Consider the following 25,549-nt stretch of genomic DNA (forward strand, 5'->3'; position numbering starts at 1 on the left):
TTTTATTTATTCACTATCTACCGCAAAGATAGGAGCTGTCGTCTTCTGCTTTTCCTGATAATATTGCACGGCACTGTCATTCATCTGAGGATGCTGGGTGTTGAGCAAACGAATCATTTCCGCACCTGCCCAAAGCACCGGTCCGTATCCATGCGCCGCATATACATTGACCGGACGATAATAATAGAAAGCCGGATCGAAAGCCATACCGGTGCCTACGCAAGTGCCTTCCACCTGTCCTTCTTCATTTATCTTTCCGGCGACGGCATGCCATCCCAACTGGGCAACAGGACCATACGCTATCGCATCAATCCAACCTTTATTAATGGCGTGTGCCAGACAATATACATAGATAGCAGTTGCAGAAGTTTCCAGATAAGAATCATTACGGTCGAGCAACTGGTGCCAAAGTCCTTCTCCACTTTGCAACGCCGTCACTCCACGCACATGAGCACGGAAATAATCCATCACCTTCGGACGTTGGGGATAATCTTCCGGCAATACATCGAGCAGTTCACAAGCTGTCAGCAGCGCCCATCCATTGGCACGTGCCCAGCAAAAAGCCGGATGATCCGTACTGCTTTCCACCCATCCGTGTCTGTACAATCCCTTTTCGGGGATAAACATACGGTCTGCAAATTGCAGGAATTGCTTCACGGCTTCTGCCAGATATTTATTCTTCGCTTCCTTATCATAACGACTCATCTGCGCTACCGCCGGAATGCCCATAAACATATCATCCAGCCAAAGAGTATTCCGCTGAGGACGATTACGGGCAAACGTTCCGTCTGCCAGACGATATTCTTTGTTGATGATAAAATCAAAGTAATTCTGAATTAATCCGTCAACCGGAAGAGACTCGTCTTTCAACCGTAATTTAATCATGGCAGTACATACGGCTCCCGCATCATCCAACGCATGAGGAGTCAGGATTTGCAACAATTGCGAATCAGTCTTCCCTTTTTCTTCATAGACACGTTTGAAATGCGGAGCGACTTCCGCCAAAAAGCGGAAACGATTCTGAACATAGTCAGTATAACGCTTATCACCTGTTGTTTCGGCAGCCGCTATCAGAGCGGAATAAGTGACACCCCATTCATAACTTGCCAGACGAAAAGCCCCGCGTTCCAGCTGCGCCTCATCCCCCATTGCAGTATAATCCGTAATCACCTTACCGGTATTCTTATCCACTACACGAGCCGGTGTCTCCTTATCTATATACGCAAAAACACGATCGATGTCTTTTTTAACCTGTTCGGGGGTCAAATCACCATAAGTACCCTGATAAGCAGGCTGCAGTAAATGCAAGGGGGTATTTGAATCATTGATTACTGCTTTCTTTTTCTGCGCACAGGCAGGTAGTGCTACCAATAACGCAGCAACGGTCATCATACGATAATTCATAATTTACTTTTTAGGTATTTTACATCCTCTGAATATAGTGCCACGCAACTCCGGACCAAAATAGAATCCGGGCTGAGTAGGCTGATTATAAGCCACATTTTGAGTCGCAATACTGATACGGTAAACCGGATCTTCCAGGAAAGTATGGAAACGGTAGTCCGTAGGAATGGTAGAGACATAAAGCCTCAAAGCTGTATTATCGGCTGTACGTAACAATACTTCTTCTCGCCAGTCTCCTACAATATCTCCTTGCAGACAAGGAGTTGACTTTGTTCCGTTATTAGAAAGAGCACCTTCAAAAACAGCGATACGTTCACAAAGTCCTTTCTCCCAATTATATTTACTGACTACATTACGATCCAGCAACTCACGCAAGAGATCACCATCCCACCAGACAGCCATATTCGTAGACAATCCTCTGACTCTGGAAGCAATCACTTCCCCTTTCACATTTCTGACACCTTTAGAATCTAAAGACCACATTTCAACTCCGGGATGATTAGGATCAATATCAGCAGCCATACAACGACCTACATCAGTATTACTCTTTATCTGGAAAATAATTTCTCCCGTAGCTGCATCCCGGAAAGTTGAGCCATCTCTTCTGTTCTCGTGGCAACTCCAAACCTGCAATCCCGGACGGGAAGGATCAAAGTGAGTCAGATGCATAGCATCACCATGCCCCATGCGGGTAGAATAAAGTCCGGTTCCATCGTTATTGATCGTACATTGTCCATATACAATCTCATCGCAGCCGTCACCATCTACATCACCTACACGAAGATTATGGTTTCCTTGTCCGGCATAAGCTCTGCAACCGGGATTATTACTGTCGAATACCCAGCGGTTCTTCAAATTCTTACCATCCCAGTCATAGGCAGCCAATACAGTACGTGTATAATATCCACGGCACATCACCACACTCGGATGTACTCCATCCAAATACGCAATACAAGCCAGATAACGGTCGCTACGATTGGCACGTCCGTCGCCCCAGTCCATCAGATTGCCACGTTCGGGCACATAATCAATCGTTTGCATTGCTTCTCCGGTCAGTCCGTTAAAGATGGTCAGATACTCCGGGCCTGTCAAGATACGTCCTCGCTCATTCCGATAATCCGCATTCGCATCACCGATCACCTTTCCCGTTCCGTCCACTGTTCCGTCTCCGGTCTTCATTACCACTTCCGCACGGCCGTCACCGTCCAGATCGAAGACCATAAACTGTGTATAATGTGCACCGGCGCGTACATTGCGTCCCATATTGATACGCCACAACTGCTGCCCGTTCAACTTATAACAGTCAAAAATCACCGGTCCCGTATAACCGTCATGAGCGTTATCATGTGCATTGGACGGATCCCATTTCAAAATAATCTCATATTCACCATCCCCGTCTACATCACCGATACTGGCATCATTCGGAGCATAAGTGTATGCTTGTCCGGACGGAGTAGTACCTCCCTCGGGGCGTACCAAAGGAATATTTAAATATCCTGTCGGAGCATCTGCCGGCAGTTGATAATTGCTTTCTGTTTTACCTTTTATAGCTTTTACCGTATAGAGTGCAGGTTCTGTTCCCTGATAAGAATCCTGGAAGAAAGTTGCATTTTTCAGCGGATGTTTATTCACCTTTTTACCATCCCGGTATATATCAAAGGATTCGTCCATCGGATCAGAAGAAAGATAGCGCCAAGAAACGACTACGGTTGACGGATTCTCACGAATGGCAATTACGCCACGTCCTAAATGTTCTCGTTTCAGTTTAGTAAAATCATAGTTTGGCTGGGCAACTACAAAAGTCGCTATTACCAACAAACTAAAAAAGATGCTTGTACATTTCATAGTTTTATCATTAATCAAAGTGTTCTTATCATATTTAGAATAACGTCGTGCAAAAGTAAGCGATATGGTCTACCCATAAAATAGAATATCGTACAAATCTATGTATAAATTGCCTTTTTAACCATCGCACTCCCTTTCCGAAGGCATTATGGACAAATTTAAATACTTGTGGACAATATTCCATTGAAGAGGAAAAAAGATTCCCCTATCTTTGCCCGTGAAATCAATTATAGTAGCTAATTTTATTTATAAACAGTTTTTATACCATGAAGAAATTACTCCTCTCATTTATTACAGCAACTCTCCTGAGTAGCATGTCTGCCGGTTCAGCCGGTGCGCAAGAGTTGCCCGAACAAAAGGAGACTTTGGCAACCATCATAAAAGTAAACGACTACTTTATGAAAAAGTATGCCGATTATACCCTACCCTCGTTTTTTGGCAGAGTTCGCCCCAGCAATATCTGGACTCGCGGAGTATATTATGAAGGGCTGATAGCTTTATATAGCATTTACCCGCGCGAAGATTATTATAGCTATACATACGATTGGGCGAATTTCCACAAATGGGGAATGCGTAATGGAAACACGACCCGCAATGCGGATGACCAATGCTGCGGACAAGTTTACATTGACCTATATAATATGTGTCCCTCCGACCCTAACATGATCCGGAATATAAAAGCCAGCATCGATATGGTCGTAAATACTCCGCAAGTAAATGATTGGGACTGGATTGACGCTATACAAATGGCAATGCCGATTTATGCCAAGTTTGGCAAGATGACCGGCGAACAAAAGTACTATGACAAAATGTGGGATCTGTATTCCTATACCCGCAACACAGAAGGAGAAGCCGGTATGTACAATGCCAAAGAAGGATTATGGTGGCGCGATCAGGATTTTGATCCTCCTTACAAAGAGCCGAACGGCAAGAACTGCTACTGGTCCAGAGGAAACGGTTGGGTATATGCAGCCCTTGTGCGTGTATTGGATGAAATCCCCGCTGACGAAACACATCGTCAGGACTATATCAATGACTTCCTGACCATGAGCAAAGCCTTGAAGCAATGTCAGCGTACAGACGGCTTCTGGAACGTAAGCCTCCACGATGAAAGCAATTTCGGAGGTAAAGAAACTTCGGGCACAGCCTTGTTTGTATACGGAATGGCATGGGGAATCCGCAACGGATTACTCGACCGTAAAGAATATCTCCCTGTTGCACTGAAAGCATGGAATGCAATGGTAAAAGAGGCAGTTCATCCGAATGGTTTCTTGGGCTATGTACAAGGAACAGGCAAAGAACCGAAAGACGGGCAGCCGGTAACTTACAAAAGTGTTCCCGATTTTGAAGATTATGGTGTAGGATGTTTCCTATTAGCAGGTACAGAAGTTTACAAGTTAAAATAAGAGCATTATTTATCAGGTAAATGAAAAACAAGGTATTTCACTGCTTATGCTGGCTCACAGCCATCATATGCAGCTTGCAGATGCAGGCACAAAACAACATTGCTTCTCCAATGAAAGATGTGAATCAGGTGGTAGACAACACACTGGACAGTCTGAATAAAGCACGCACGGCACGCCCCGTTGCCGGAGCAAGCCGTAAAGGTAACAATCCGGTCTTATTCCTGATCGGCAACTCTACCATGCGCACCGGTACTTTAGGAAACGGCAACAACGGCCAATGGGGCTGGGGATATTACGCAGGAGATTATTTCGACTCCAACCGAATCACCGTTGAGAATCATGCTTTGGGAGGAACTAGCAGCCGCACCTTCTACAACCGCCTCTGGCCGGATGTAATCAAAGGCGTGCAAGCCGGAGACTGGGTAATCATCGAACTGGGACACAATGATAACGGCCCCTATGACAGCGGACGTGCCCGCGCCTCCATTCCGGGAATCGGCAAGGACAGTCTGAATGTGACAATCAAAGAAACCGGAGCACAAGAGACCGTATACACATACGGCGAATATATGCGCCGTTTCATCAACGATGTAAAAGCCAAAGGAGCACACCCGATTTTATTCTCCCTGACTCCCCGCAATGCATGGGCAGACAAAGACAGCACCATCATTACCCGTGTCAACAAAACATTCGGTTTGTGGGCAAAGCAAGTAGCGGAAGAACAGAATGTTCCTTTCATTGATTTGAATGATATCAGCGCCCGCAAGTTTGAGAAATTCGGCAAGAATAAAGTGAAATATATGTTCTATATCGACCGCATTCATACCAGCGCTTTTGGTGCCAAAGTGAATGCCGAATCTGCCGCTGACGGAATACGCGCCTGCGAAGGGCTGGAATTGGCAAAGTATCTGAAACCTGTTGAAAAGGATGAGGCTACCGGTTCGAGCCGCAAAGAAGGACGCCCGGTATTGTTTACCATCGGTGACAGTACGGTTAAAAATAAAGATAACGATAAAAACGGTATGTGGGGATGGGGCAGCGTGATAGCAGATGAGTTTGATCTGAATAAGATATCTGTTGAGAATTGTGCTATGGCAGGACGCAGCGCCCGTACATTCCTTGACGAAGGTCGCTGGGATAAAGTATATCATGCACTCCAACCGGGAGACTTTGTTCTTATCCAGTTCGGACACAATGACGCTGGAGAGATAAATACCGGAAAAGCCCGTGCCGAATTGCCCGGCTCCGGAGAAGAAAGCAAAGTCTTTTTAATGGAGAAAACAGGTAAATATCAAGTCATTTATACTTTCGGCTGGTATCTCAGGAAGTTTATCATGGACGTTCAGGAAAAGGGTGCGATACCTATCGTTTTAAGCCATACCCCACGCAATAAATGGAAAGACGGAAAGATAGAACGCAACACTGCCTCCTTCGGCAAATGGACACGCGAAGCTGCCGAAGCTACCGGAGCCTATTTTATCGACCTGAATAAAATAAGTGCTGACAAGCTCGAAAAGAAAGGTATCAAGAAAGCGGTAGATTATTATAACAATGACCATACGCATACTTCTTTGAAAGGAGCGCACATGAATGCCAAAAGCATCGCAGATGGACTGAAAATGGCTGATTGCCCGTTGAAACAGTACTTGAAATAAGAGACAGACTCATCTGATATATTCATAAAGCGGTTAATGCATTTCACTGACAATGCATTAACCGCTTTCTTCTAACTATTATTCATCCATCGGAATGACCTCTTGCATATAGATAGCATCAAGGCTCCAAAGTGCCGCATCATTTGTACTGATGCTGACGCATTCATCCAAAGGGGCCGGAACTTCGGGTGGAAACAGTTTAGTGATCCGGAAAGGAGGCGCAGGTGTATGTTCCAGTCGGGTGAATAAATCCTCCCATGCTTCTTTTGCCATTAGTGCATCCCGCTTGTGGTAAGCAGCGTATGCCATCAGACGGGAAATTCGGAAACGGCTATGATTCAATTCCCACGCCTTTTGCTTATAACGTGCCGCATGGTCCAGCCACGCGTCTTTCCATTCGGGAAGGTCAATCATACGTATCATTTCGTTCATTACCTCAAAACCACCCATAATAGTCATTAAATGATTCGAAGATTCCAGCTTGGGATCACATTCACTGGTGATGATTCCCGTTGCCGGATCGAAACCCAGCGCTTTGGGTCCCGTAAAGATACGGTTGGGCAGGGCTGCTATACTTTTCATTCCGGCTACGATCTTATCCCGGTAAACAGTGTTGCCTGTACGCTCCCACTCCGTCATCCAGTTTCCGGCATACGCCAGCCAGTCCGGACCGATACGCAGTCGGGCAGGCGCCGTACAGGGATATTCACTGCGAGGCTGTGCCAGCCGCATAGGGTCTAATTCATATAGTTTCTGATCGGCATCCTTTACTTCAGTCATCAAGTCACCGCAACGTTCATCGGTAGTGAGATAATAATAGAAACGGTTCCATGCAGCCTGACTGATCCGGGCTTCTTTGGCACCGCATCCCCAATGGCTGACATTATGTCGGCTGCCTAATCCCGCGTTCGGTCCGATATGGTAAACGTCCACTTCGGCTGTATGACGGGTCATAGCTTCTGCCATACGCCAGATATCTTCACGACCTGTACGCAGGAAGTTGTACCACAACCACATATTAGAAGCCAGTTCCGTATTGTCCCAGGCAAATCCACCTATATCATAACGCCAAATATGACGGACCGGGTCATAAGCATGCATCACATCTCCATAATTCCAAAAGCCATACCATTTATTCTGCTCTATGGCTTTACGATAAAAATCAATATATGCATCCAGGCGATCTTCTACCCGCGCACGAAAAGAAGTACTCCGGTCCGGAAGGCTCCATACGCCGAAAGCCTGCTGTGCATGAAGATAGTCCGGCGTGGGCAGCAATATTCCCGGTTCTGAGAGTGATTCAGCAACATCGGCAAAAGCTTCTTTTCCTGCATACCCTTTCTGTGGAATAAGTGTGAGTGTAGTGGTGCGGGCAATGCCATAAGGAGTACTCATTCCCTCCTGAACATCTTCGTAGCTGGCATTCAGATCATGAGCGACATTATCGTAGTGACGTAAGTCCATCGGTTCTCCTTCGGGGCTCCATAACCATGCCGTGATCGTTGCAGATGAAGTTTTGGCACCCGATATTTCGAGGGATGAAGGATATGACTGCCAAAAATCATGCAGGCAGAGTCCCAAACCTCCCGTAATATCACCGACAAAAGCATAGCCTCCGCTACGGGTGCCGGAGAAAGTTCCTATCCAAGGATTATTGTCATTGGCACGTTTGCGAATGGAGAAAGCATCAGCAGAGAGTTGAGACAAGCGATAATCGTTCCATGAAGCCCAGTTATCAAGAAGGTCACGATTCTTCCCGTCAAAAGCCTCGTAAGGCGGGATGCGTTTGCCATCCATTTGTTGCTGTTGCAGAGAAAGTGTATCCTCTTTGCCGAGTGTCAGTTTACGCCGTCCTGCCAGCGGTTGTACCGGTTCACTCCAAACGCCTCCATCGGCACAGGAGAAAGCGACATGACGGTTATAAAGGGCTTCACGCATAGGAGCATCCATACGAATGCCCAAGGAACGAATAAAATCCTTATTTTGATCTCCGTCGTACACAAAGCTATGTACGATCTTGATCTGCTCACTTCCGGCGTAGAAGTAGAGACGGACTACGAACGGAAGCCACTCCCGTCCGGTTTCACTTCTGTGGGTGCCTTCCAGTTTGACGAGTGTCCGCACCTTACCGGTACGTTCTACTGTGGCCGATGTCAATGTTCCGGTATAGTTGGTAAAAGCGATTTGAGAAGTATTTTCAAGTACCGGTTCGCTTTGAGTGTTACATACAAGGCGTGCTTTTTCACCGACCTTCACTCCTTCACGGAATAGACTGTCGATCAGAAAATCTCCCTGACGAGGGATGTAAGCGGAAATAATTCCTGTCTCTATGCGGATACTTTGAGGTGTTTCAACAACAGATAGGGATAATTTATTGCTACGATCATCGGCAGTCCTTGAAGATGCTTTTTCTTTTGACTTTTTTCCGGTCTTTTTGAGTAGCAGTTTCTCCGTATTTTTCGGAATAACTCCGGCTATCCCTTTCCATTTCACAGAACCATCGGGCCAGTAGGCCAATGCCCAAGTATCTGTCGGAAGCATTTCACCTTTATCGGTCATCAGCTGCAAAGTGTGCTCCGGGTATAATTCTCCTTCATTGAAGGGAACTCCCAGACTTACCGCTTTGTTTTGCTGCGGAGTATTACCGATCCAGTGTAATGGTATTTCAGAAGTTTCCTGCGACGAACATTCATAATGAAAATTGGCGATACGAGTTCGGGACAAGGTGGTACGAAAGCCGAACCAACCTTCCGTAAGGGGTTCGGCATCGCGGAAATCCACCAATCGCACTCCATTTATATAATAACTAACCCTATTATTTTCATTCGTTATCTTGATATGATACCACTTGTTTGCCTCCAACAAATGGTCGGCATCTGTATATTCTTTCAAGATTGCGGGACGGGCTTTTGCATTTGTAACAGCCGCTTCGTTGCCGTCATAACGGCGAAAACGTGTAGTAGAATTATGATTCCCACCGTATCCCATATAGTAAAGTTGCAGGGAATAACAGTTCAGAAAGATGCCATTACGCCATTTCTCACGTTTCCAGATATTATCGGGGTATTGAGGGTCCGAAGCCATCCAAAAACAATTCAAGTCACTCAAGCGATCGCCTTCTGCCTCAACAACGACACACGCATCGTACTCAATGGTTACCTTGCCACTCATCTTTTCTTTTCGCCAAAGAGTTAAGCCTTTGGGAGAAAGAATTTCAGCGGTATCACCACGAAAGGTTACTTTATAATCCGGAGATTCGGACTCTACTTTCCAGTATTTATGAAACTGGCGGGCGTTGAGTCCGGAGGTTTTATTATCTTGGGCGTTCGATGCCAAAGTAATAAGCAAGAACAAAAAAATAGATATGCTTTTCATATGCTAATTTAGGATAAGGAGTTCCATTATAAGGAACATTCTCAATGGTTTCACATCACAAAATTAGAAAATACCACCCGAATGATAAATAGAATATCATTCATTTAAATGGATATTTGTTCAACAAACGGTCTTCTTCCAGCAAACAGCAATATCATTGATTGTATTAAAAGTGACAAATACAAAAAAAACGATCTGATAACCAAGCCTAACTTGATATCAGATCGATTCATTTATCTTCAGCGTATATATCTATTTTTGAAACACAAGCTCACCCATACGGTCTGCCGTACTAAAGACTATGGAACAAAGGCCATCTTTTATTTGCAACACTTCCATTCCAGCCAGTTGAACGATCTCCGGTTCAGCTCCGGTTTTACTACTCAAGATCTCTAACGTGGCATTCGACTTCACACCAACCGACAAATCACCGTCGCAGGATAACACATATTGTCTTCCTTCCATTACGTTGGTAATAGCAACACTATTGACGTCGGTGAACAAACTCCAATTATTGGCTTTATTTAATTCAATCATGTTTCCCCATACAAAACGCTGATTATCGGTGCTCAATACACTTGATACAACCACTACATCAAGTGATACGCTGTGTCCTTCCAAATCTGTTACATTCAAGACGACTTTGCCGTATTTCACTCCCTGAATGTATATCAGATTTTCACGATACTTGGCGGTAGCATAACCTTCTTCAGAAAAAGAAAACTGGTATCCACCGCTTCCGCTTTCAATCTTTAGTATACCTTCACTTCCTTCTTTGATTTGAATAGCTGTACGATCAAGCTTCAGTTCAGCAACCGTATCTTCGTCTTTGCAAGACGAAAAGAGGCTGAGTTGAGATAATATCAAGACAAAAGATATTATATAAATATTAATAAACTGTTTCATATTATTCTAAGTTTATCCGTTTTATCTTTTAAATTTAAGCGCAATAGATTTTGTAATGTTTCCGTTTGCATCTTCAATGACTGCCTTCACTTCAAGCACGCCGCTAAAATCAGACAAGTCTATTGAGTTCTTATCAAACTCCGTCGTTTCTTCGCCATCTACAATCACATACATCTTCGTGAACGATGCAGCTTCGGGTCCCACTACACTGGCTTTACTTCCAACTACAACAATTGTCGGCTTCTTCAACCAACCAAAATCAAGATCAGTAGGTTCACCTGTAGCAAAACATCCCATTCCCCAAAAACGTAATTCCGCATCAGTAGTCAGCTTTCCGAAATTAACATCAGGCAAATCTCCGTTAGGCTTGCGGTCTCTCATCAATTCCGCTTCTTCCAAACTAATAAAATCGGTTTCTATCACTTCCTCGCTACCATCAAACGAATTGTTGGATACTTCGCTCTTCGCCCTGTTCACCATTACAATATGCTTACTACCCGATCTTGTAACCAATGATAAGTTGTTCTTAACCATATGATCATATCCGTTGACATCAGTCGGAGGAAGCGCCAGAGGTGACTCACGGTTTGTCATATTATAGTTTTCTCCGCTATTGACAGCCGTATTGCTCTCAAATATAATTCCACCTAAATGATGATTGGCATAAAATCCTCTCAATCTATTGTAATAAGCCAAACTATTCCGTACCTCATGTTGAGGGATCACACTGGGTATGGCAGGCAGTTTGTCGGCAGCCATTCCATAGCCTCCGGCTTTAAAACCGGTACCGTCACCAGCAACTTCTTTGGTTCCGGGTTTATACCCATTCAAGAAAGACCAACAATTAATTATCTTCACAGCCTCGAAGCAATTGATCAAATCGAAACCATCATCACTATTGTACCATGCGCGACATCCTTCAAACACATTTCCCGTGCCTTTGCCTTCGCCAACTGAAGATGAGTTAATGTGACCGCCAAAACCATCAACATTGCCCCCCTTACCACCTTCGGAAACCGAATCATAATTGTTGTAAGCATCACAGTTCAAGATGTGATTATTGCTTCCTCCAAGCAAATAGAAACCAATTGCCATACCATCATGCGTTCTCAAATCTTCAAATTTGTTATTATTGGCTCCTTTTACAATACGGAAACACTCTGATTGCGTATGACCGGTAATAGTCACTTGCGTACCGATGACATCAAATCCCTTTAGATAAAGATTGGAACCTGTAACATAAAACACCGTAATACGCTGATCTTTCGGTTTTACCTGCGAAAGATCAAAAATGGGCCTCCCCTGTTTATTCGGATTAGCCAAATAAGAAATAGGTTTACCTGCTTCACCACTTTTATTCATATGAAATACACAATGATAAAGTCCGCTATTGGTAGTTGTCATCGGCACTTGATTGGCGGGAACCACATATGTTCCCGGATTGATATAAACTACATCTCCCGCAACTACCACTTCCTGCACTTTTACTAAAGTGGCAAAAGGTTTATCTGAAGTTCCCGGATTAGAATCACTTCCCTCAGGATCCATATAATATGTCTTTTGTGCGGCTAGAGGGACTGATAACATCAGTCCCAAAAGTAAGTACGTTATTTTTGTTATATCTTTCATAATTATCTTTTTTTGATTGAAAAACATGCTATTTAATGAGAAGAAGACTTACCTTGCAAGTCCCAAGGTACGAAATAAGCACCATTCATAATCTTGGCTTTTACTTCTGCTTGTTTAGCCTGATCGGATTCATATTTCTGCCCGACAAAATCTGCTATGAATGAATAGTCATTCCAACGTTTTGCCACACGAATCATAAGCGGATAAGTTTTTCCTTCACAAGGGAATTCCAAGAAGGCTTCTTTCACCAATTCAATATCATTATGCTTTTTGATCTTGTCCTCGTCACTCAAACCGTCTAATTTTTGTTCTGCTACAATCTCCTCTTTGATGTCTTCCGGGGTCTGCCACATATCGCGCTTGCCAAGTCCTAAAATACCGCGAACACCGTTATCGGCATACGTGCGGCGGAATCCCGCATAAAGTGTTGTCCACAATCCCCAGTTGCAATTCAGTCCTTGCCATTGTTCGCCCAATACTACACCGGCTCCGTAGAAGGGATCCACACCAGTATTCATCAAGACGGATACCGGCTCAAAACGTCCCATATTATTCAGCGCTTCAATCGCCATGAAATAAAGATCAGAAGTGTGATAAATCATTATATATGTATCGTCATGAGCAACAGAATGTCCGCTCTTTCTAAATCCACGGTATTTGCGTATCGCATATTCCACATCTTTTTCGATTTCCTGAATGGCTCTGAAACGCGCATCAGATGTTTTAATAGCCGTTGCATCGGCAGACGGATTGAAAGTAATATCTTCAAAACGTTTTGATCCTGGCACAGAAGCACGCATCATATAGCTTCCGCTACGGTCGAAATGATTCAATAACGAATTCTGCTGATTGTATTTGTAATCATACATAATAACAGATTCAGCTGCTGTCAACACCGGCATCTCAGAATCATATTGCTGACCGTAATTGCTACCGTAACTTCCCGAACGCATATACTTGATATTAGCAACATTTCCTTGATACTCAGCCAACGCAAAAGTTCTGCTCATTTCTCCAAGAATCGTTGTAGCCGCTTTCTGATAATCCCCTTTCCAAAGTGCGATTTCTGCCTGTAATACGAAGTATCCGGGAACCATCATATTCCATCTTTTATATTCATCGTTTGTGGAAGTAGCTCCGTTAGCTGGATCAAGCCACTCATTCCATGACATATTGTATGTACCGTTTATTCCATCAAAGCCTGTATTCAACAGTTTGTCGCATTCATCGACAAGCTCACTCAGGTTCTTAGGAGTCTGGCTGACGATATCTTTCATGCTTTGCATCGGATCGTCGAACCATATAGCTTGTCCATATATCTTTGCCAACATGAGATAAGTCCATGTTTTCAATCTCACCGTACTACTAATCAGACCTCTATAATCATCGTCATCTACGGTAGTAACATGTGTATCCCTGTATTCTTTTGCTTTCTGCAAATAATCATTGCAAGCAATAATTACATCATAATACTTAGCAGGGTCAGCGTATGTGTTACCGCTCAAATCATCATCATAATTATAGATGCTGTAAAGGTCTGCCGGTGTATTTTCGGTAGGTTCCAACAGCTCTCCACGCATATCGGTCAGATAAATAGCTTTGTCTCCGATAGCTTGTATCTTTGTGATGATACCCAGAAAACCGGAATAAAGCTCGCTGCCTTCCTTGATATATCTGTCACCATTCAAGGTCGTATCATTGTTTGGCTCAAAGAAGTCACTACACGAAGCGAATATCATCGCCAACACCCCCATAAGTATTATTTCTATCTTAAACTTTTTCATTTTCATTAGAATTTTAAATTAACGCCCATTTTCACTGTTTTGGGTTGCATTAGCTTTGCATTATCAAAACCTTGCATATTCTCAGCATAAGAATAAGAGAATTCAGGGTCCATTCCCAAATAATCGGTGAAGGTCAACAGGTTCTCGCCTGTCACATATATTGTTCCCGAACGGAAGAAATTCCAAAGTGTTTTAGAGAAAGTATAGCTTAATGTCACATTCTTCATTCTCAGGTAAGATGCATCTTCCATCCAGCGAGAAGAGAAATAGCTGTTGCCCACAGGATCTTTCCATGTTGCCTTCGGCATATCGGTCTTCTGTCCTTCTACTGTCCAACGGTTTACGGCTGCAATACTTTGGTTGTTGGTAGTAGACACAGCCTCCAATTGTTGTCTGACAGCATTGTATGCGATGTTGTCTTTTGAATATGAGAACTCTGCAGAAAGAGCAAATCCTTTATATTTCAATTGTGTATAGAAACCTCCAAAGTACGAGGGAGCAGCACTGCCAAGAAGAATACGGTCTTTATCGTCAATACGGTTATCGCCATTCTGATCTACAAAACGTACATCTCCGGCATTATAACGACGTCCGGTACGGTTACTGAGATTTGCAGCGTCAGCTTCAGCTTGTGTGGAATATACTCCGTCAGCCTGATAACCGTAGAATTGGTAAGGAGATTCTCCCACACGGTTGACCATCTGCACACCATTATCGTAACTCAACACAATTTGTTCTTCACCACCCAATGACTTGATCTTATCTCTGGAGCGAGTGATGTTTCCACCTACGATCCACTCGAAATTACGAGTGCGCACCAATGAAGCCTGCACTGACAACTCTATACCTGTATTCTCCAACTTACCTACATTCGCATAATAAGGAACCGATCCATAAACGGATGAAAGAGGCATGGCTGAGATCATATCGCTGATTTGATTGTTGTAATAATCAAAAGATACGTTCAGGCGATTGTTTAATACAGACAAATCCAATCCGAGATTCAAAGAAGCATTCTTCTCCGGTTTCAATGATACGTTCGGAATATTAGAACGAACGATGGTTGACAACTGCATGTAAGGCACTGTAGAATAATAGTATCCACCCATCTGTGAAGAGAAGCGTGAGTTACCTGTCAGTCCGTATTCGGCACGTACATTCAACTTATTGAGCCATGTAGCATCAAGAAGCGGTTTCCATCCTTTTCCCAGCAAGGTTACTCCTACTGACGGATATGTATAGAAACGAGCTACATCCGTACCGGTAGAAGAAGCTGCATCAACAGCTATATTCACAGATGCCTGTACCATATTATTGTAAGTATAGTCGGCGTGTCCGTAAAAGTTTGTCCAGTTCCAGCTATTGATATAACCCAAGAAGCGTCTTCCGTCAATCGTGCTGCCTAATGTCTGGTAAAAGTCATTGCCAGTGTTGCGCCCTTCTCCTGCATCATATTCGTTTTTAGTAGTCATCAACTGCCATCCGGCTATTGCATTCAACTGATGAACATAATTGAATGTTTTCTTATAACTTGCATTCAAGTTGGCGAAAAAGTTTGTTGTTACAGCTACTCCGTCGCTTACCGCATTATTTCGCAAACCATATTTATCGCTTAGCGGCACTATAGTGGCTTCGCTTGCTCCGGGGATAAAGAGATGTTCGTTATCGTAATTATAATACAGACCTACTGTTCCGGTCAGTGTCAGTTCACGGAAAGGGTTGTATGCGATACCGGCTTTCATATTCAGATCATATTGGCGATTGCGAGAATCCAACGTGTTAACGATAGCTAAAGGATTGCTGACACTGTAATCTCGGCTCTTGCTCCGTCCATAGAAATGCGATGCGTAAGTCTTTAACGTATTTCCCTCGCGGTCTTTTTCATATGGACTCAGGAAAGGAGATCTTGCGTAAGCTGCCAATATAGGATTCGTCGTAATATCCATGCCCTGCATCTGATAATGTCCGTTCATATAAGCCAAACCTACCGTTGCAAAAATATTCAGTTGTTTATTGACCAATACATTAGCATTCAATAATGTATGAAAACGTTCCATACTTGTGTTATCCATCAGGCCATTCTCGCGGTAATACCCTAATGATAGGTCGTACTTAGCAATATTATCACCACCTTCTACTCTGAAAAGATGATCGGTGGAAGCGGTGTTCTTGTAAATCAAATCCTGCCAATCTGTATTATTGTTATACAGATAGTTGTAACGTGGATCGTTCGGATTCTGCATGAAAGGAAAATTGTTATAAAAGTTCTGCGGGTCCTTAGAAATAGTCATTCCCATATCTGCCAGATACTGTTTGTAGTCATCCAGTCCCATCACCGGCATCCGCTTATCATTCCAGTTGATTCCGTATGATCCATAATAGCTTACTCGCGTCTCCAAGTCATTGGATGCCGTACCGTCTGTTTCGATCAAGATTACACCATTGGAGCCCATAGAACCATACATGGCCGCCTCAGCACCTTTCAATATAGTGATATTCTGTATATCCTGCAAATGATAAAACTGGAAGATATCGCGTGTAAAGCCATCAATCAGTGCCGAAGGTGTTTTATCGGGCATGTGGGGCACACCGTTTATCACAATCAAAGGAGCGTTATCACCAGTCAATGTGCGGATCCCTCGCAAGTTATAATAACTGCCTTCTCCCGGCATACCACTACTGCGTTTCACTTGTAAACCGGCAACTTGTCCTGTCAATGCGCGATCAATCTTCGTAGTTCCCGGCATAAAATCTTTCTTAGCGATATTAGTAGCAGCCGTATAGTCTTCCAACTGCATTTCCCCTTCCCGACGGAAGGGGAGAATCATAGTTTCATTATATTTATATTGATTTTCCGGAATCAAAGTAATCACAATATTCGAACGTTCTCTGATTAGCTGTTTCACGGAGAAATACCCCGGAGCCCATACAGAAATCTCGCCAGCTTTAGAAAGATCCTTCACTTCAAACTGGAATGCACCTTCTTTGTTTGTAGTTACATTCATCGTATCCAGTACTGTGACAATGGCGCCTTCAACCGGCTGATTTGTCGCTGACAAAATCTTACCTGTTAGTTTCTGGCCTCCTTGTCCCCATGTATTTGCCACCCCACATACGAGTAGCGCAGAAATACTAAGTATTCTTTTTATCTTTTTCATATCCTGTTTATCAAGGTTAATACAAATCTACTGTTGGACGGAAACACCAAGTGGTGGGTTCCATGTCACTTTTTGCACCTTTCGTAAATTCAATCGTTACTTCAAGTTCTTCCGTTTTGTCAAATATGACAACCCCAAGATCCGTAGATCCGTCACGGTCGTACCTGCTATCTTTGTAAAGTTCGCTATATCCACCGCCACTACGGTCATGATTGGAACCTTTCATGGTAGAGGATGGAATAGGGCCGCTTTCACATTTAGGAATCTTCTTGCCATTCAAATAAAAGGTTGCATTTACTTGCGAACGAGAGCCGTTGAATCCCATATAGAAATTGTATGGTCCGGCAGGTATTTTATAAGGCACAGCCGTAAAGCCTGTAGTAGAAGCCTTGTCTTCAACCAGTCGATAGCATTTGAACTTAAAAATACCTGGTCTGTCGGTATCCACAACCCACAACATCATAGATTTACAATAAACAGCCGGTAGCCACGGTTTGGGCTGATTGGCACCTACATATTGTTTTACACGATTCATTTGCACATTCTCGCCGATATCTTTCAGATAAGTACTGATGTAATTATATCCGGGATAATAGTACTTTTTATCTTCATCCGTCAATTGGTCAAACGTCTCAAAACGTTCCTTGATTCTCCAAATCAATATCTTGTTGGTCGGTATTTTCAATGAAGTTATCTTGTAAGCAACGCCGTTACTCAACTCTACCGGATTATCAAGATCTACCTTATTAACTGTTGTACGCCATTGTTGATCAAAAACAGAATAGAAGTCCTGCGTTGAAGCCGGATCACTCTCATTATAAATAAAGTCTTGTTTTACATACTTTTTACTAAAGAAAGCTGTCTGGAATATCCAGTTGTTCAAAATAGAGTCTTCACGTTCCATATTCCACGATTTCAACTTCTCTTTTGCTTCTTTCAACGCATTTTCTATCAAGTCATTAGATGGTACCAGCAATGTAGCGGTAATGTTCTCTGAATAAAGATCTAACTTCTTATCTGCAAAATACTGACTCTTTTCTGTGAATACAGAGTCATATACCGTATTTCCTGTTTTATCAATTCCTATAGGTGTACTTGCAGCTTTATCAAATACTCTTTGTGTACGGCTCAATACCATTTCCTTAAAAATAGAGTATTCTTCATCCGGCAAATCTTTCAGATATTCCATTAATGCCTTAGGAGTATTGATATAATCTTCCAAATCATAAATGTAGGCATTGTTAGTTTTAATCACCTTTTTCACCTTCGAACCATTGAAATAAATTCCCGGTTCCATGCCATCCACAGGCTCATCGTAGATTCTTACAGTCACATACTTACCGTTCCACATCAACAGACGCTGTCCATCTTCCAGATTACTGGGTGAAAGAAGAGCATCAGTAATGTGTGCTTCCGCCTTAAATATCTCTTCAGCGGTTGCTTGTCCTTCGCTACCTTCTGCTTTTGTAACAGGTTGGTTGGCATTAGCGGTAGATTCATTACCCACCACCATAATAGTATACATCAGGTTTTTCTCCTGCCAAGTTTTAATCACGCCTGTTTTATCAAACAGTTCATACATTTTACTATAATCCTGAGCAGTCTTTAAAAAGTCGGCTGCCGGCTCATCCACCGCTTGAATCTCCGTGTTGTCAATCACCGTTTCCCACTTGGAATAATGCGAATCCCAAGTATCCGTACAGGCGCAGAGTCCAATCGAAACCAAAGCTGATGCTATGATATATCTAATTTTCTTCATGGTTGTTATTCTATTACAGGTTCAAACAATATATAATCAAAATACATACGGAATTTATTATGCGAGCTGGCTGCAGGATCTACCACAACTACATTCAATGTGTGAGAAGCAGTCGTTGTAAATTCAAACGCAGTTTCCTCTCCGCTCAAATTGGATGTTAACGGTGTATTGAAACAATCTTGTACATCTCCCGTCTTTCCATCGTAAATACGTTTGTTATCACCACCTGCCAGTCGTTTAGAATCTAATCTAAAATTGGTCAAACCAGCTTGACTCCCTTCTCCTCTTTCACCGATAAACTTCATAGACGGATCGTATGCGTAATACAAAGTAATTCTATACTTTCCGGCTAAAATGGGAGGAATAGTCAAATCTAATGTACCGTTGTATCCTATATTGACCACCAAGGCATCATTGTTCATCAACTTAGTCCAGTTGCCCGAAGTGTTAGCACCTTTGGTGCAATATGACAAATAACTCCAGTCGCTTGCCAACGTACCGCTAGGTCCCATTTCTATTTTGTAGGATGAAACTTGTGGAACGATCTCTTGTCTGCCGATGAATTTCGTTAATGCAGTGTACGTATCATCATCGTCACGTGAAACCTGCTGATAAAGTTGTCCTTTTCCTTTAGCAGCAATGTATGAAGATACTTCGGGATAATCACAGAAATCAAAAATAACAGGTATTGGTTCAAAATCGGTTTTCACTGGCAGATATCCGTCAATTGGTTGGATATATCCGTTTTTCACAATCTCGTCAGCTTGTTCCTCTATGAATTTAACTCCATTATTTAATCCGTTTTCAGAAATCAAGATCAAGTCGTTTGTAGCTCTGGTATTCAACATCTTTCTATATTCCCATGTTTCTCTGTCAAAAGGTTTGGAGAATGTGCGAAGAGATTCAAGAGTATGTTCTCCATCCATTATATGGTAAGCTATAAACCTGTTCAACTCATTATTGGGAAGTTCATAATCGTCGGTCAATGCTCCAACCTTGGCAGCCAAAGCACTAAAGCTGGTGATACCTTCCTGTGCAAATACAGCATCGGATACGGCAAATACTGTGAAATATTTACGCAATTCTACTCTCATGCCTAACGGACCTTCGAGTACGGAATTCACAACACTCAGCGAATCGCTCCATGCTGTTTTCTCCAACGCTTCACAGAATATCTTATAATTACCCTTGTCTGAAAGACGTGCGTAGATAGTCTCTACTGCCGGACTCAACACATCATCAAGCACATATATACGCCCATTGGCTGTGCGTATAGCTAATTCGCTAACATGAGCTTCTTTGTTAATGTAAACAGATTTATCGCCACCTTCGTTACCGAAAGATACTTTCAATGCATCTCCCGAAAGTGTTCTGCCAGGCAGTTCACCGCTTTTCACAAAATCCTCCCGATCAATGGAGTCATTGATGACATGATATGTAACAAGAGTGCGGGCATATTCATATCCCAAATCTTCGATAGAAGTGACTCCCTTCTTTTCATAAAAGCGGAGAACTGCATCGTTAGTAGGTGCCAACACAGTGAAAGCATCCTCTGCACGATTTACAGCGTTGAACAAATCTCCATATTTCAACACTTTCACCCATTCGGAGAAATCGTCAGGACGGTTCTGGAGATAGGTTGCCGCAGGTTGTACATCATATACTTTAAATACCGTATCCTTGTACGGATCATCACAGGAATAACAAGTGATGCACAAAATCATTAAGCAAAATCTTACAATATTCTTCATAGTATATATTAATTTGCAGTTACATCATAATAAGGATTCTGTATTAAATTCGGGTTACTGTCGATCTCACCCTGACTAATAGGCAAATACCAAGCATCGGTATTCTTCAGTACCGAACGTATCCAACTGGCGCTAACCGTAGAATTGTTCTCAATGATCATATTGATAAACTGATCTTTATATTTAAAGTTCTGTGACCTGCCGAAGCGTAAAAGATCATACCAGCGTTTTCCTTCCGCAGCAAATTCAAGATCACGTTCCTGCAACAAGTATCCGAGCATATTTTCTTGTGATACAGCATTCGTCTGAACACTTAATGTAGTGACGTTGGCACGGGTACGTATTTTATTGATAAGTTCCAAAGCTTGTGCGAAATTTGCTTCGCCGCCTTTCCAGATCAATGCCTCAGCTTTCATCAGCAATACATCTGCCATGCGATAGAGAATCCAGTTGGCATCTTTATAAGAACGAGTCGTAGACAATCCATCCTTTCCGCCGATTCTGAACTTAAAGGGAAGATAGCCTTCTGTATTGGAGTTACCAATAACGGTTCCCGAAGAAAGAACAAACGTATTGCCATAGCCACGAACAGTGTTGGAAGTCACCCATTGATCAGTTTGTTCGTCAAACAAACGCTTACACATTGCGTTCGAGAATTGAAGACTGGCAACTGTCGATTGTGTCCAAGGATAAACGTTAGATGGCGAAGGATATGTACTCGCTGTAGCATCATCGTCAGGAGATTGATTGCGTGACTGATCAAAGTTTAGTTCAAATATAGAACCGTTGCTGTTGCCCGGGAAGAAGATATTGTACCATTGTTCGGGGTCTTCCACAAATGCCGGACGGAAAGCGGAAGTTGAATTAATCAGCATATCTGCATATCTTACACAACCATCGTAATCTTCGCTCCACAAACACACGTCTGCCATCAATGCATACAGTGCCCATACAGTGACGCGTCCTTTACTCATGCCGGTCCAGTCTTCATCATCATACATTTCTTTAGCTGCTCCTGTGGAAAGTGCATTCTCGATATCCAGCTTGATTTGTGCGATAATCGTCTCTTCCGAAGATTTGGGTATATCGACAGCATACTCGTCTGTCATATAGGGTTCCAGAATCAACGGCACTTCTTTAAAGTTACGTACCAGCGTAAAGTATGTCCAAGCGCGCATAAAATATGCTTCCGCCATATTTGAATTCATTACTGCCTCATGATATGTTTCATCCTGCCTCTTTACTTCCGGTGCATATTTAATTATGGAGTTCGCCACATTCAATATAGAATAGAAACCTCCCCATTTGCATTCGCCGGATGAAGAATTCAACTGAAAATTCTGTAATTCCTGTTTCGATTTACCTGAATAAGCATAAATGGATGCCCCGCGAAGTTCGCCCCAATAAATTAATGTAGGAACCGTCAGACGCATGTTTTGATATCCTTGTGCTAGTACCTCTTCCACCTGCTCTTTTGTTTTCCAGTATTCCGGAGATACCTGTTCGTTCTTAGGCAGTACGTCTAGCCAATCATTACAACTGGAAGTCAGCAAAGTTGCTCCGGCCATTGCTATGTATATTAATAATTTCTTCATTTTGTTATCGTATTAGAAACTTAAGTTAAAACCAAAAGTATATCGTCTGGACACAGGTGTCGTTGCACCGTCCGTAGCCAGGTCTGTCGGTCTCGACGGTAGGTTTACTTCCGGATCCTGACCGGTGTAAGAAGACCAAGTAAACAGGTTGTATCCTGTAACGAAACATGTCAGTGAAGTGATACCCAATTTATTGCAAATGCTTTTCGGAAATGCATAATTCAGTGTCAACTGTTTCAAACGAAGGAAGGAAGTATCTTCCACAAAACGATCAGAACCTAAATAGTTGAATCCTTCGCCATACAATGCACGCGGTATATCTGTAATATCACCTTCGTTCTTCCATCTTCTCAACACAGCCGTACTCTGATTGGCGTTACCGTGCATGGACTCATTATTCATACGAGCCGTATTCACGACTGACTGTCCGAAACGTCCGTGGAAGAAAGTATTGATAGAAAATTGTTTATACTTGACAGTCAATCCCGCACCACCAGTCAATGTCGGATTGGCATTACCCAAATAGACAATATCATATTGATTGATAACACCGTCATGATTGATATCTTCGTACATCGCATCTCCCGGCTGACAGGTAGCTGTCAGATTTTTCATTACGATTGGTCTACCTTTTGCATCATTCATTACATTTCCTTCAGCATCACGTGCATATGTTGCATCGGTGTTTTGATATACTCCCTTGTAACGGTATCCATAGAACGAACCGATAGGGCGTCCAACTTCCGCACGGGCAGCATATGCCCCATTCTTTGGTGAATAATTCTCCTGTACCATATTAGCAGGTAGCTCAGTAATCTTATTTTCGTTGCGGCTAAAGTTCACATAACCGTTGATACGCCAGTCTTTATTCTCAAAGATTACGACATCTGTACGGAACTCCCAACCTTTGTTCTCCATTTTACCTGAATTAAAATAACTAATCGATCCGAAACTAGTGGTTGAAGGTAGTTTGTAGTTCTTTTGCAGCAAATCTTTCACCGTCTTATAATAATAATCGAATGTAAATCTTAAACGACCTTTTAATACGGAAGCATCCAGACCATAATTATATTCGGTAGAGGTTTCCCATTTCAAATTATCCAACTGCATACGAGCCTGCTTTGTAGCCGACATGTTCATATAGTCTGTTCCTTTCACGTAGGCGCCCAGATAAACAGAAGCACCGCTGGGAGCACGTCCACTCTGCCCGATACTGAAACGGAATTTCGCTTCGTCCAGCCATTTATCTCTTGCTTTTTCCATAAAAGGCTCGTTCTGGAAGTTCCATGCAAGACCTACAGCAGGGAAATAACCCATTCTTTCATTACGTCCCATAGCAGAGTTACCTTCAGCATTAAGAGATCCGTGTACCACATAACGATTCAGCAATGTATAGTTCAATACCCCTACAAAAGATACATTACGTGTTTCCGATTCGCTTGAATTCATGTCACTAATAGTAGTTCCGACTACCGGATCGGAGAGATCGGAAGAAGCATTACCGTATACTTCGCTATTATAGCCTGAATTGATATACTGACCGGTACGAACCAATACATTCGCAATAATATTATGTTTGTCATTCCAGTTCTTGATATACATCAACTTATTCTCTGTCTGCAAAGCCAATTGATCGGAATAAGCGTCCGCACTCTGATTGGCATATTTGTTGACTTGTTCCACTCCTGTTACAACTTGTGGCAGAAAGCGACGTGTTTTAATTGCACGCATATTGATAGAAGCCCAACCTTTATAATAAAATCCCGGTAAAATCTCATAATCGGCACGGAATGTTATCTTACCTTCACGCTGCACAGTTCTGTTGATAGCTTCATGTGCCATAGCAACAGGATTATAATTACTTTTTCCATTAAACGAACCTTCAAAATTAGGATCGTGGTAAGTAAAGTATTCATCAGTCAATGCACCTGTCAAGTCATTTACGGTAAATGGCGATTTGTTCGGCATTTTACTCAATGCTTCCGAGCGAATAGTGTTTGTCCAGTTCGCATCCGTATTGGTCTGCGAATAAGAAAAGTCAGCACCGAATTTTAACTTATTAGAAAATTGGTAGTTAATAACCATTGAAGTATTCAAACGGTTCATAGACGTACCAATGGTAGTACCTATATCACTCATATATCCCAATGAAAAACGATAAGTTGCTTTTTCACCACCACCATTCATTGAAAAACTGTTATCTGAAACCAACGCCTTTTGGCGCACATAATCCAACCAATTGGTATTTTGGTTATACTCATCATAGTATCTCCAGTCCGGATTGTCACCGATTGCAGGAGCATCAGACAACATATTGAGGTATTTATTTCCCGGATTATTCAGACCGATGTATTTGGCAGAATTCCAGATAGATTCCTGCATAAGAGAAGTATATTCCTTACCATTCAACATCGGGATAGTACTCGGATCTTCCTTCATTGTCCATTTGGAGGAGAATGAGAAACGAGTTTTACCAACCGTACCTTGTTTTGTCTTAATAACCAATACGCCATTGGCACCCTGAGTACCCCAAATAGCAGTAGCTGATGCATCTTTTAATACTTCAACTGAAGCAATATCATTAGGTGAGATATTTAAAAGAGCACCCAAATCTTCTTCCGTAGCTGTGCTGAAATTGAAATCATCACTGATTTCAGTCGGATAAGGCACACCATCAATAACAATCAACGGATCGGAAGATGCATTTAACGTACTTGTACCACGGATTCTGATAGCACTACGGCTACCGGGGTCTCCACCCAATACAATATCCACACCACCCAATTGTCCTTGCAGCGCTTCCTCTATAGATACAACAGGTGCAGCGGCAATCAACTTTTCCATATCAACTTTCTGAGTAGCCGAAACCATTTCTTTATCCGAAATACCCAAATCATTTCTATTTAACCGACGGGCCGAAACTACTACTTCATCCACCGCCATTGATTCTGACTCCAGAGTCACATTGAGCAGAGTTTGCCCTGTATACTTTATACGCTTTGTTTTCATTCCGATATAGGAATAAACAATTGTCAGATCTTTCTCTCCCTCTGGGATTTTCACATTATATTGCCCGTTCAGGTTTGTGATACCACCACCCAACGAACGGTTCTGGTTGTTTACTAGATTGACATTTACACCAACCAATGGTTCAGCAGTTTTTCCAAACAATTCGGTAACCGTACCGGATATAACCTTCTGTACCTGCCCTGCCATTTCTATAGAACAGGACAGAAAAATGGCTACCAATGTATAAAAGACTTTATTTGTCTGATTCATGAT

General features: G+C 42.7%; 13 protein-coding genes. 2 read left to right on the plus strand and 11 right to left on the minus strand.

What is annotated here, in order from left to right:
• Nucleotides 1-6: 6 nt before the first annotated feature.
• On the minus strand, nucleotides 7-1,404 hold the full coding sequence (locus NBH01_RS15645) for a glycoside hydrolase family 88/105 protein (RefSeq protein WP_008759850.1): 1,398 nt from the start codon (nucleotides 1,402-1,404) through the stop codon (nucleotides 7-9).
• 3 nt (nucleotides 1,405-1,407) lie between these two features.
• A complete protein-coding gene (locus tag NBH01_RS15650) occupies nucleotides 1,408-3,249 on the minus strand; it encodes a rhamnogalacturonan lyase (protein WP_008764392.1) in 1,842 nt (613 codons plus the stop codon).
• Nucleotides 3,250-3,515: 266 nt separating this feature from the next.
• Between NBH01_RS15650 and NBH01_RS15655 the strand changes: the two genes are divergently transcribed.
• Together NBH01_RS15655 and NBH01_RS15660 are read left to right on the plus strand one after the other, a co-directional pair.
• Nucleotides 3,516-4,655: a glycoside hydrolase family 88/105 protein gene (locus NBH01_RS15655; protein WP_143919756.1), complete on the plus strand. Its 1,140-nt coding sequence runs from the start codon at nucleotides 3,516-3,518 to the stop codon at nucleotides 4,653-4,655.
• Between the two features lie 20 nt (nucleotides 4,656-4,675).
• Complete coding sequence (locus tag NBH01_RS15660; protein WP_225679251.1) at nucleotides 4,676-6,310, plus strand: rhamnogalacturonan acetylesterase; 1,635 nt, start codon at nucleotides 4,676-4,678, stop codon at nucleotides 6,308-6,310.
• Nucleotides 6,311-6,388: 78 nt separating this feature from the next.
• Here NBH01_RS15660 and NBH01_RS15665 read toward each other — a convergent pair whose 3' ends face one another.
• From NBH01_RS15665 to NBH01_RS15705, 9 genes are all read right to left on the minus strand, one after another.
• Nucleotides 6,389-9,685, minus strand: a complete 3,297-nt coding sequence (locus tag NBH01_RS15665) for an exo-rhamnogalacturonan lyase family protein (RefSeq protein ID WP_117981122.1) — start codon at nucleotides 9,683-9,685, stop codon at nucleotides 6,389-6,391.
• A 252-nt stretch (nucleotides 9,686-9,937) separates the two neighbouring features.
• On the minus strand, nucleotides 9,938-10,591 hold the full coding sequence (locus NBH01_RS15670) for a hypothetical protein (protein ID WP_008764388.1): 654 nt from the start codon (nucleotides 10,589-10,591) through the stop codon (nucleotides 9,938-9,940).
• A 21-nt stretch (nucleotides 10,592-10,612) separates the two neighbouring features.
• Nucleotides 10,613-12,220: a rhamnogalacturonan lyase gene (locus tag NBH01_RS15675; protein ID WP_008764387.1), complete on the minus strand. Its 1,608-nt coding sequence runs from the start codon at nucleotides 12,218-12,220 to the stop codon at nucleotides 10,613-10,615.
• Between the two features lie 32 nt (nucleotides 12,221-12,252).
• Complete coding sequence (locus NBH01_RS15680) at nucleotides 12,253-14,004, minus strand: hypothetical protein (protein ID WP_008764386.1); 1,752 nt, start codon at nucleotides 14,002-14,004, stop codon at nucleotides 12,253-12,255.
• A gap of 5 nt (nucleotides 14,005-14,009) precedes the next feature.
• Complete coding sequence (locus tag NBH01_RS15685) at nucleotides 14,010-17,162, minus strand: SusC/RagA family TonB-linked outer membrane protein (protein ID WP_008764385.1); 3,153 nt, start codon at nucleotides 17,160-17,162, stop codon at nucleotides 14,010-14,012.
• A 16-nt stretch (nucleotides 17,163-17,178) separates the two neighbouring features.
• Nucleotides 17,179-18,921, minus strand: a complete 1,743-nt coding sequence (locus NBH01_RS15690; RefSeq protein ID WP_008764384.1) for a hypothetical protein — start codon at nucleotides 18,919-18,921, stop codon at nucleotides 17,179-17,181.
• A 5-nt stretch (nucleotides 18,922-18,926) separates the two neighbouring features.
• Complete coding sequence (locus tag NBH01_RS15695; protein WP_011109149.1) at nucleotides 18,927-20,672, minus strand: DUF5108 domain-containing protein; 1,746 nt, start codon at nucleotides 20,670-20,672, stop codon at nucleotides 18,927-18,929.
• An 8-nt stretch (nucleotides 20,673-20,680) separates the two neighbouring features.
• On the minus strand, nucleotides 20,681-22,267 hold the full coding sequence (locus NBH01_RS15700; protein ID WP_032840505.1) for a RagB/SusD family nutrient uptake outer membrane protein: 1,587 nt from the start codon (nucleotides 22,265-22,267) through the stop codon (nucleotides 20,681-20,683).
• Nucleotides 22,268-22,279: 12 nt separating this feature from the next.
• On the minus strand, nucleotides 22,280-25,546 hold the full coding sequence (locus NBH01_RS15705; RefSeq protein WP_118214533.1) for a SusC/RagA family TonB-linked outer membrane protein: 3,267 nt from the start codon (nucleotides 25,544-25,546) through the stop codon (nucleotides 22,280-22,282).
• Nucleotides 25,547-25,549 lie beyond the last annotated feature (3 nt).

Source organism: Bacteroides sp. B1-V-101 (genome assembly GCF_023656585.1).
Taxonomy (GTDB): Bacteria; Bacteroidota; Bacteroidia; order Bacteroidales; family Bacteroidaceae; genus Bacteroides; species Bacteroides thetaiotaomicron.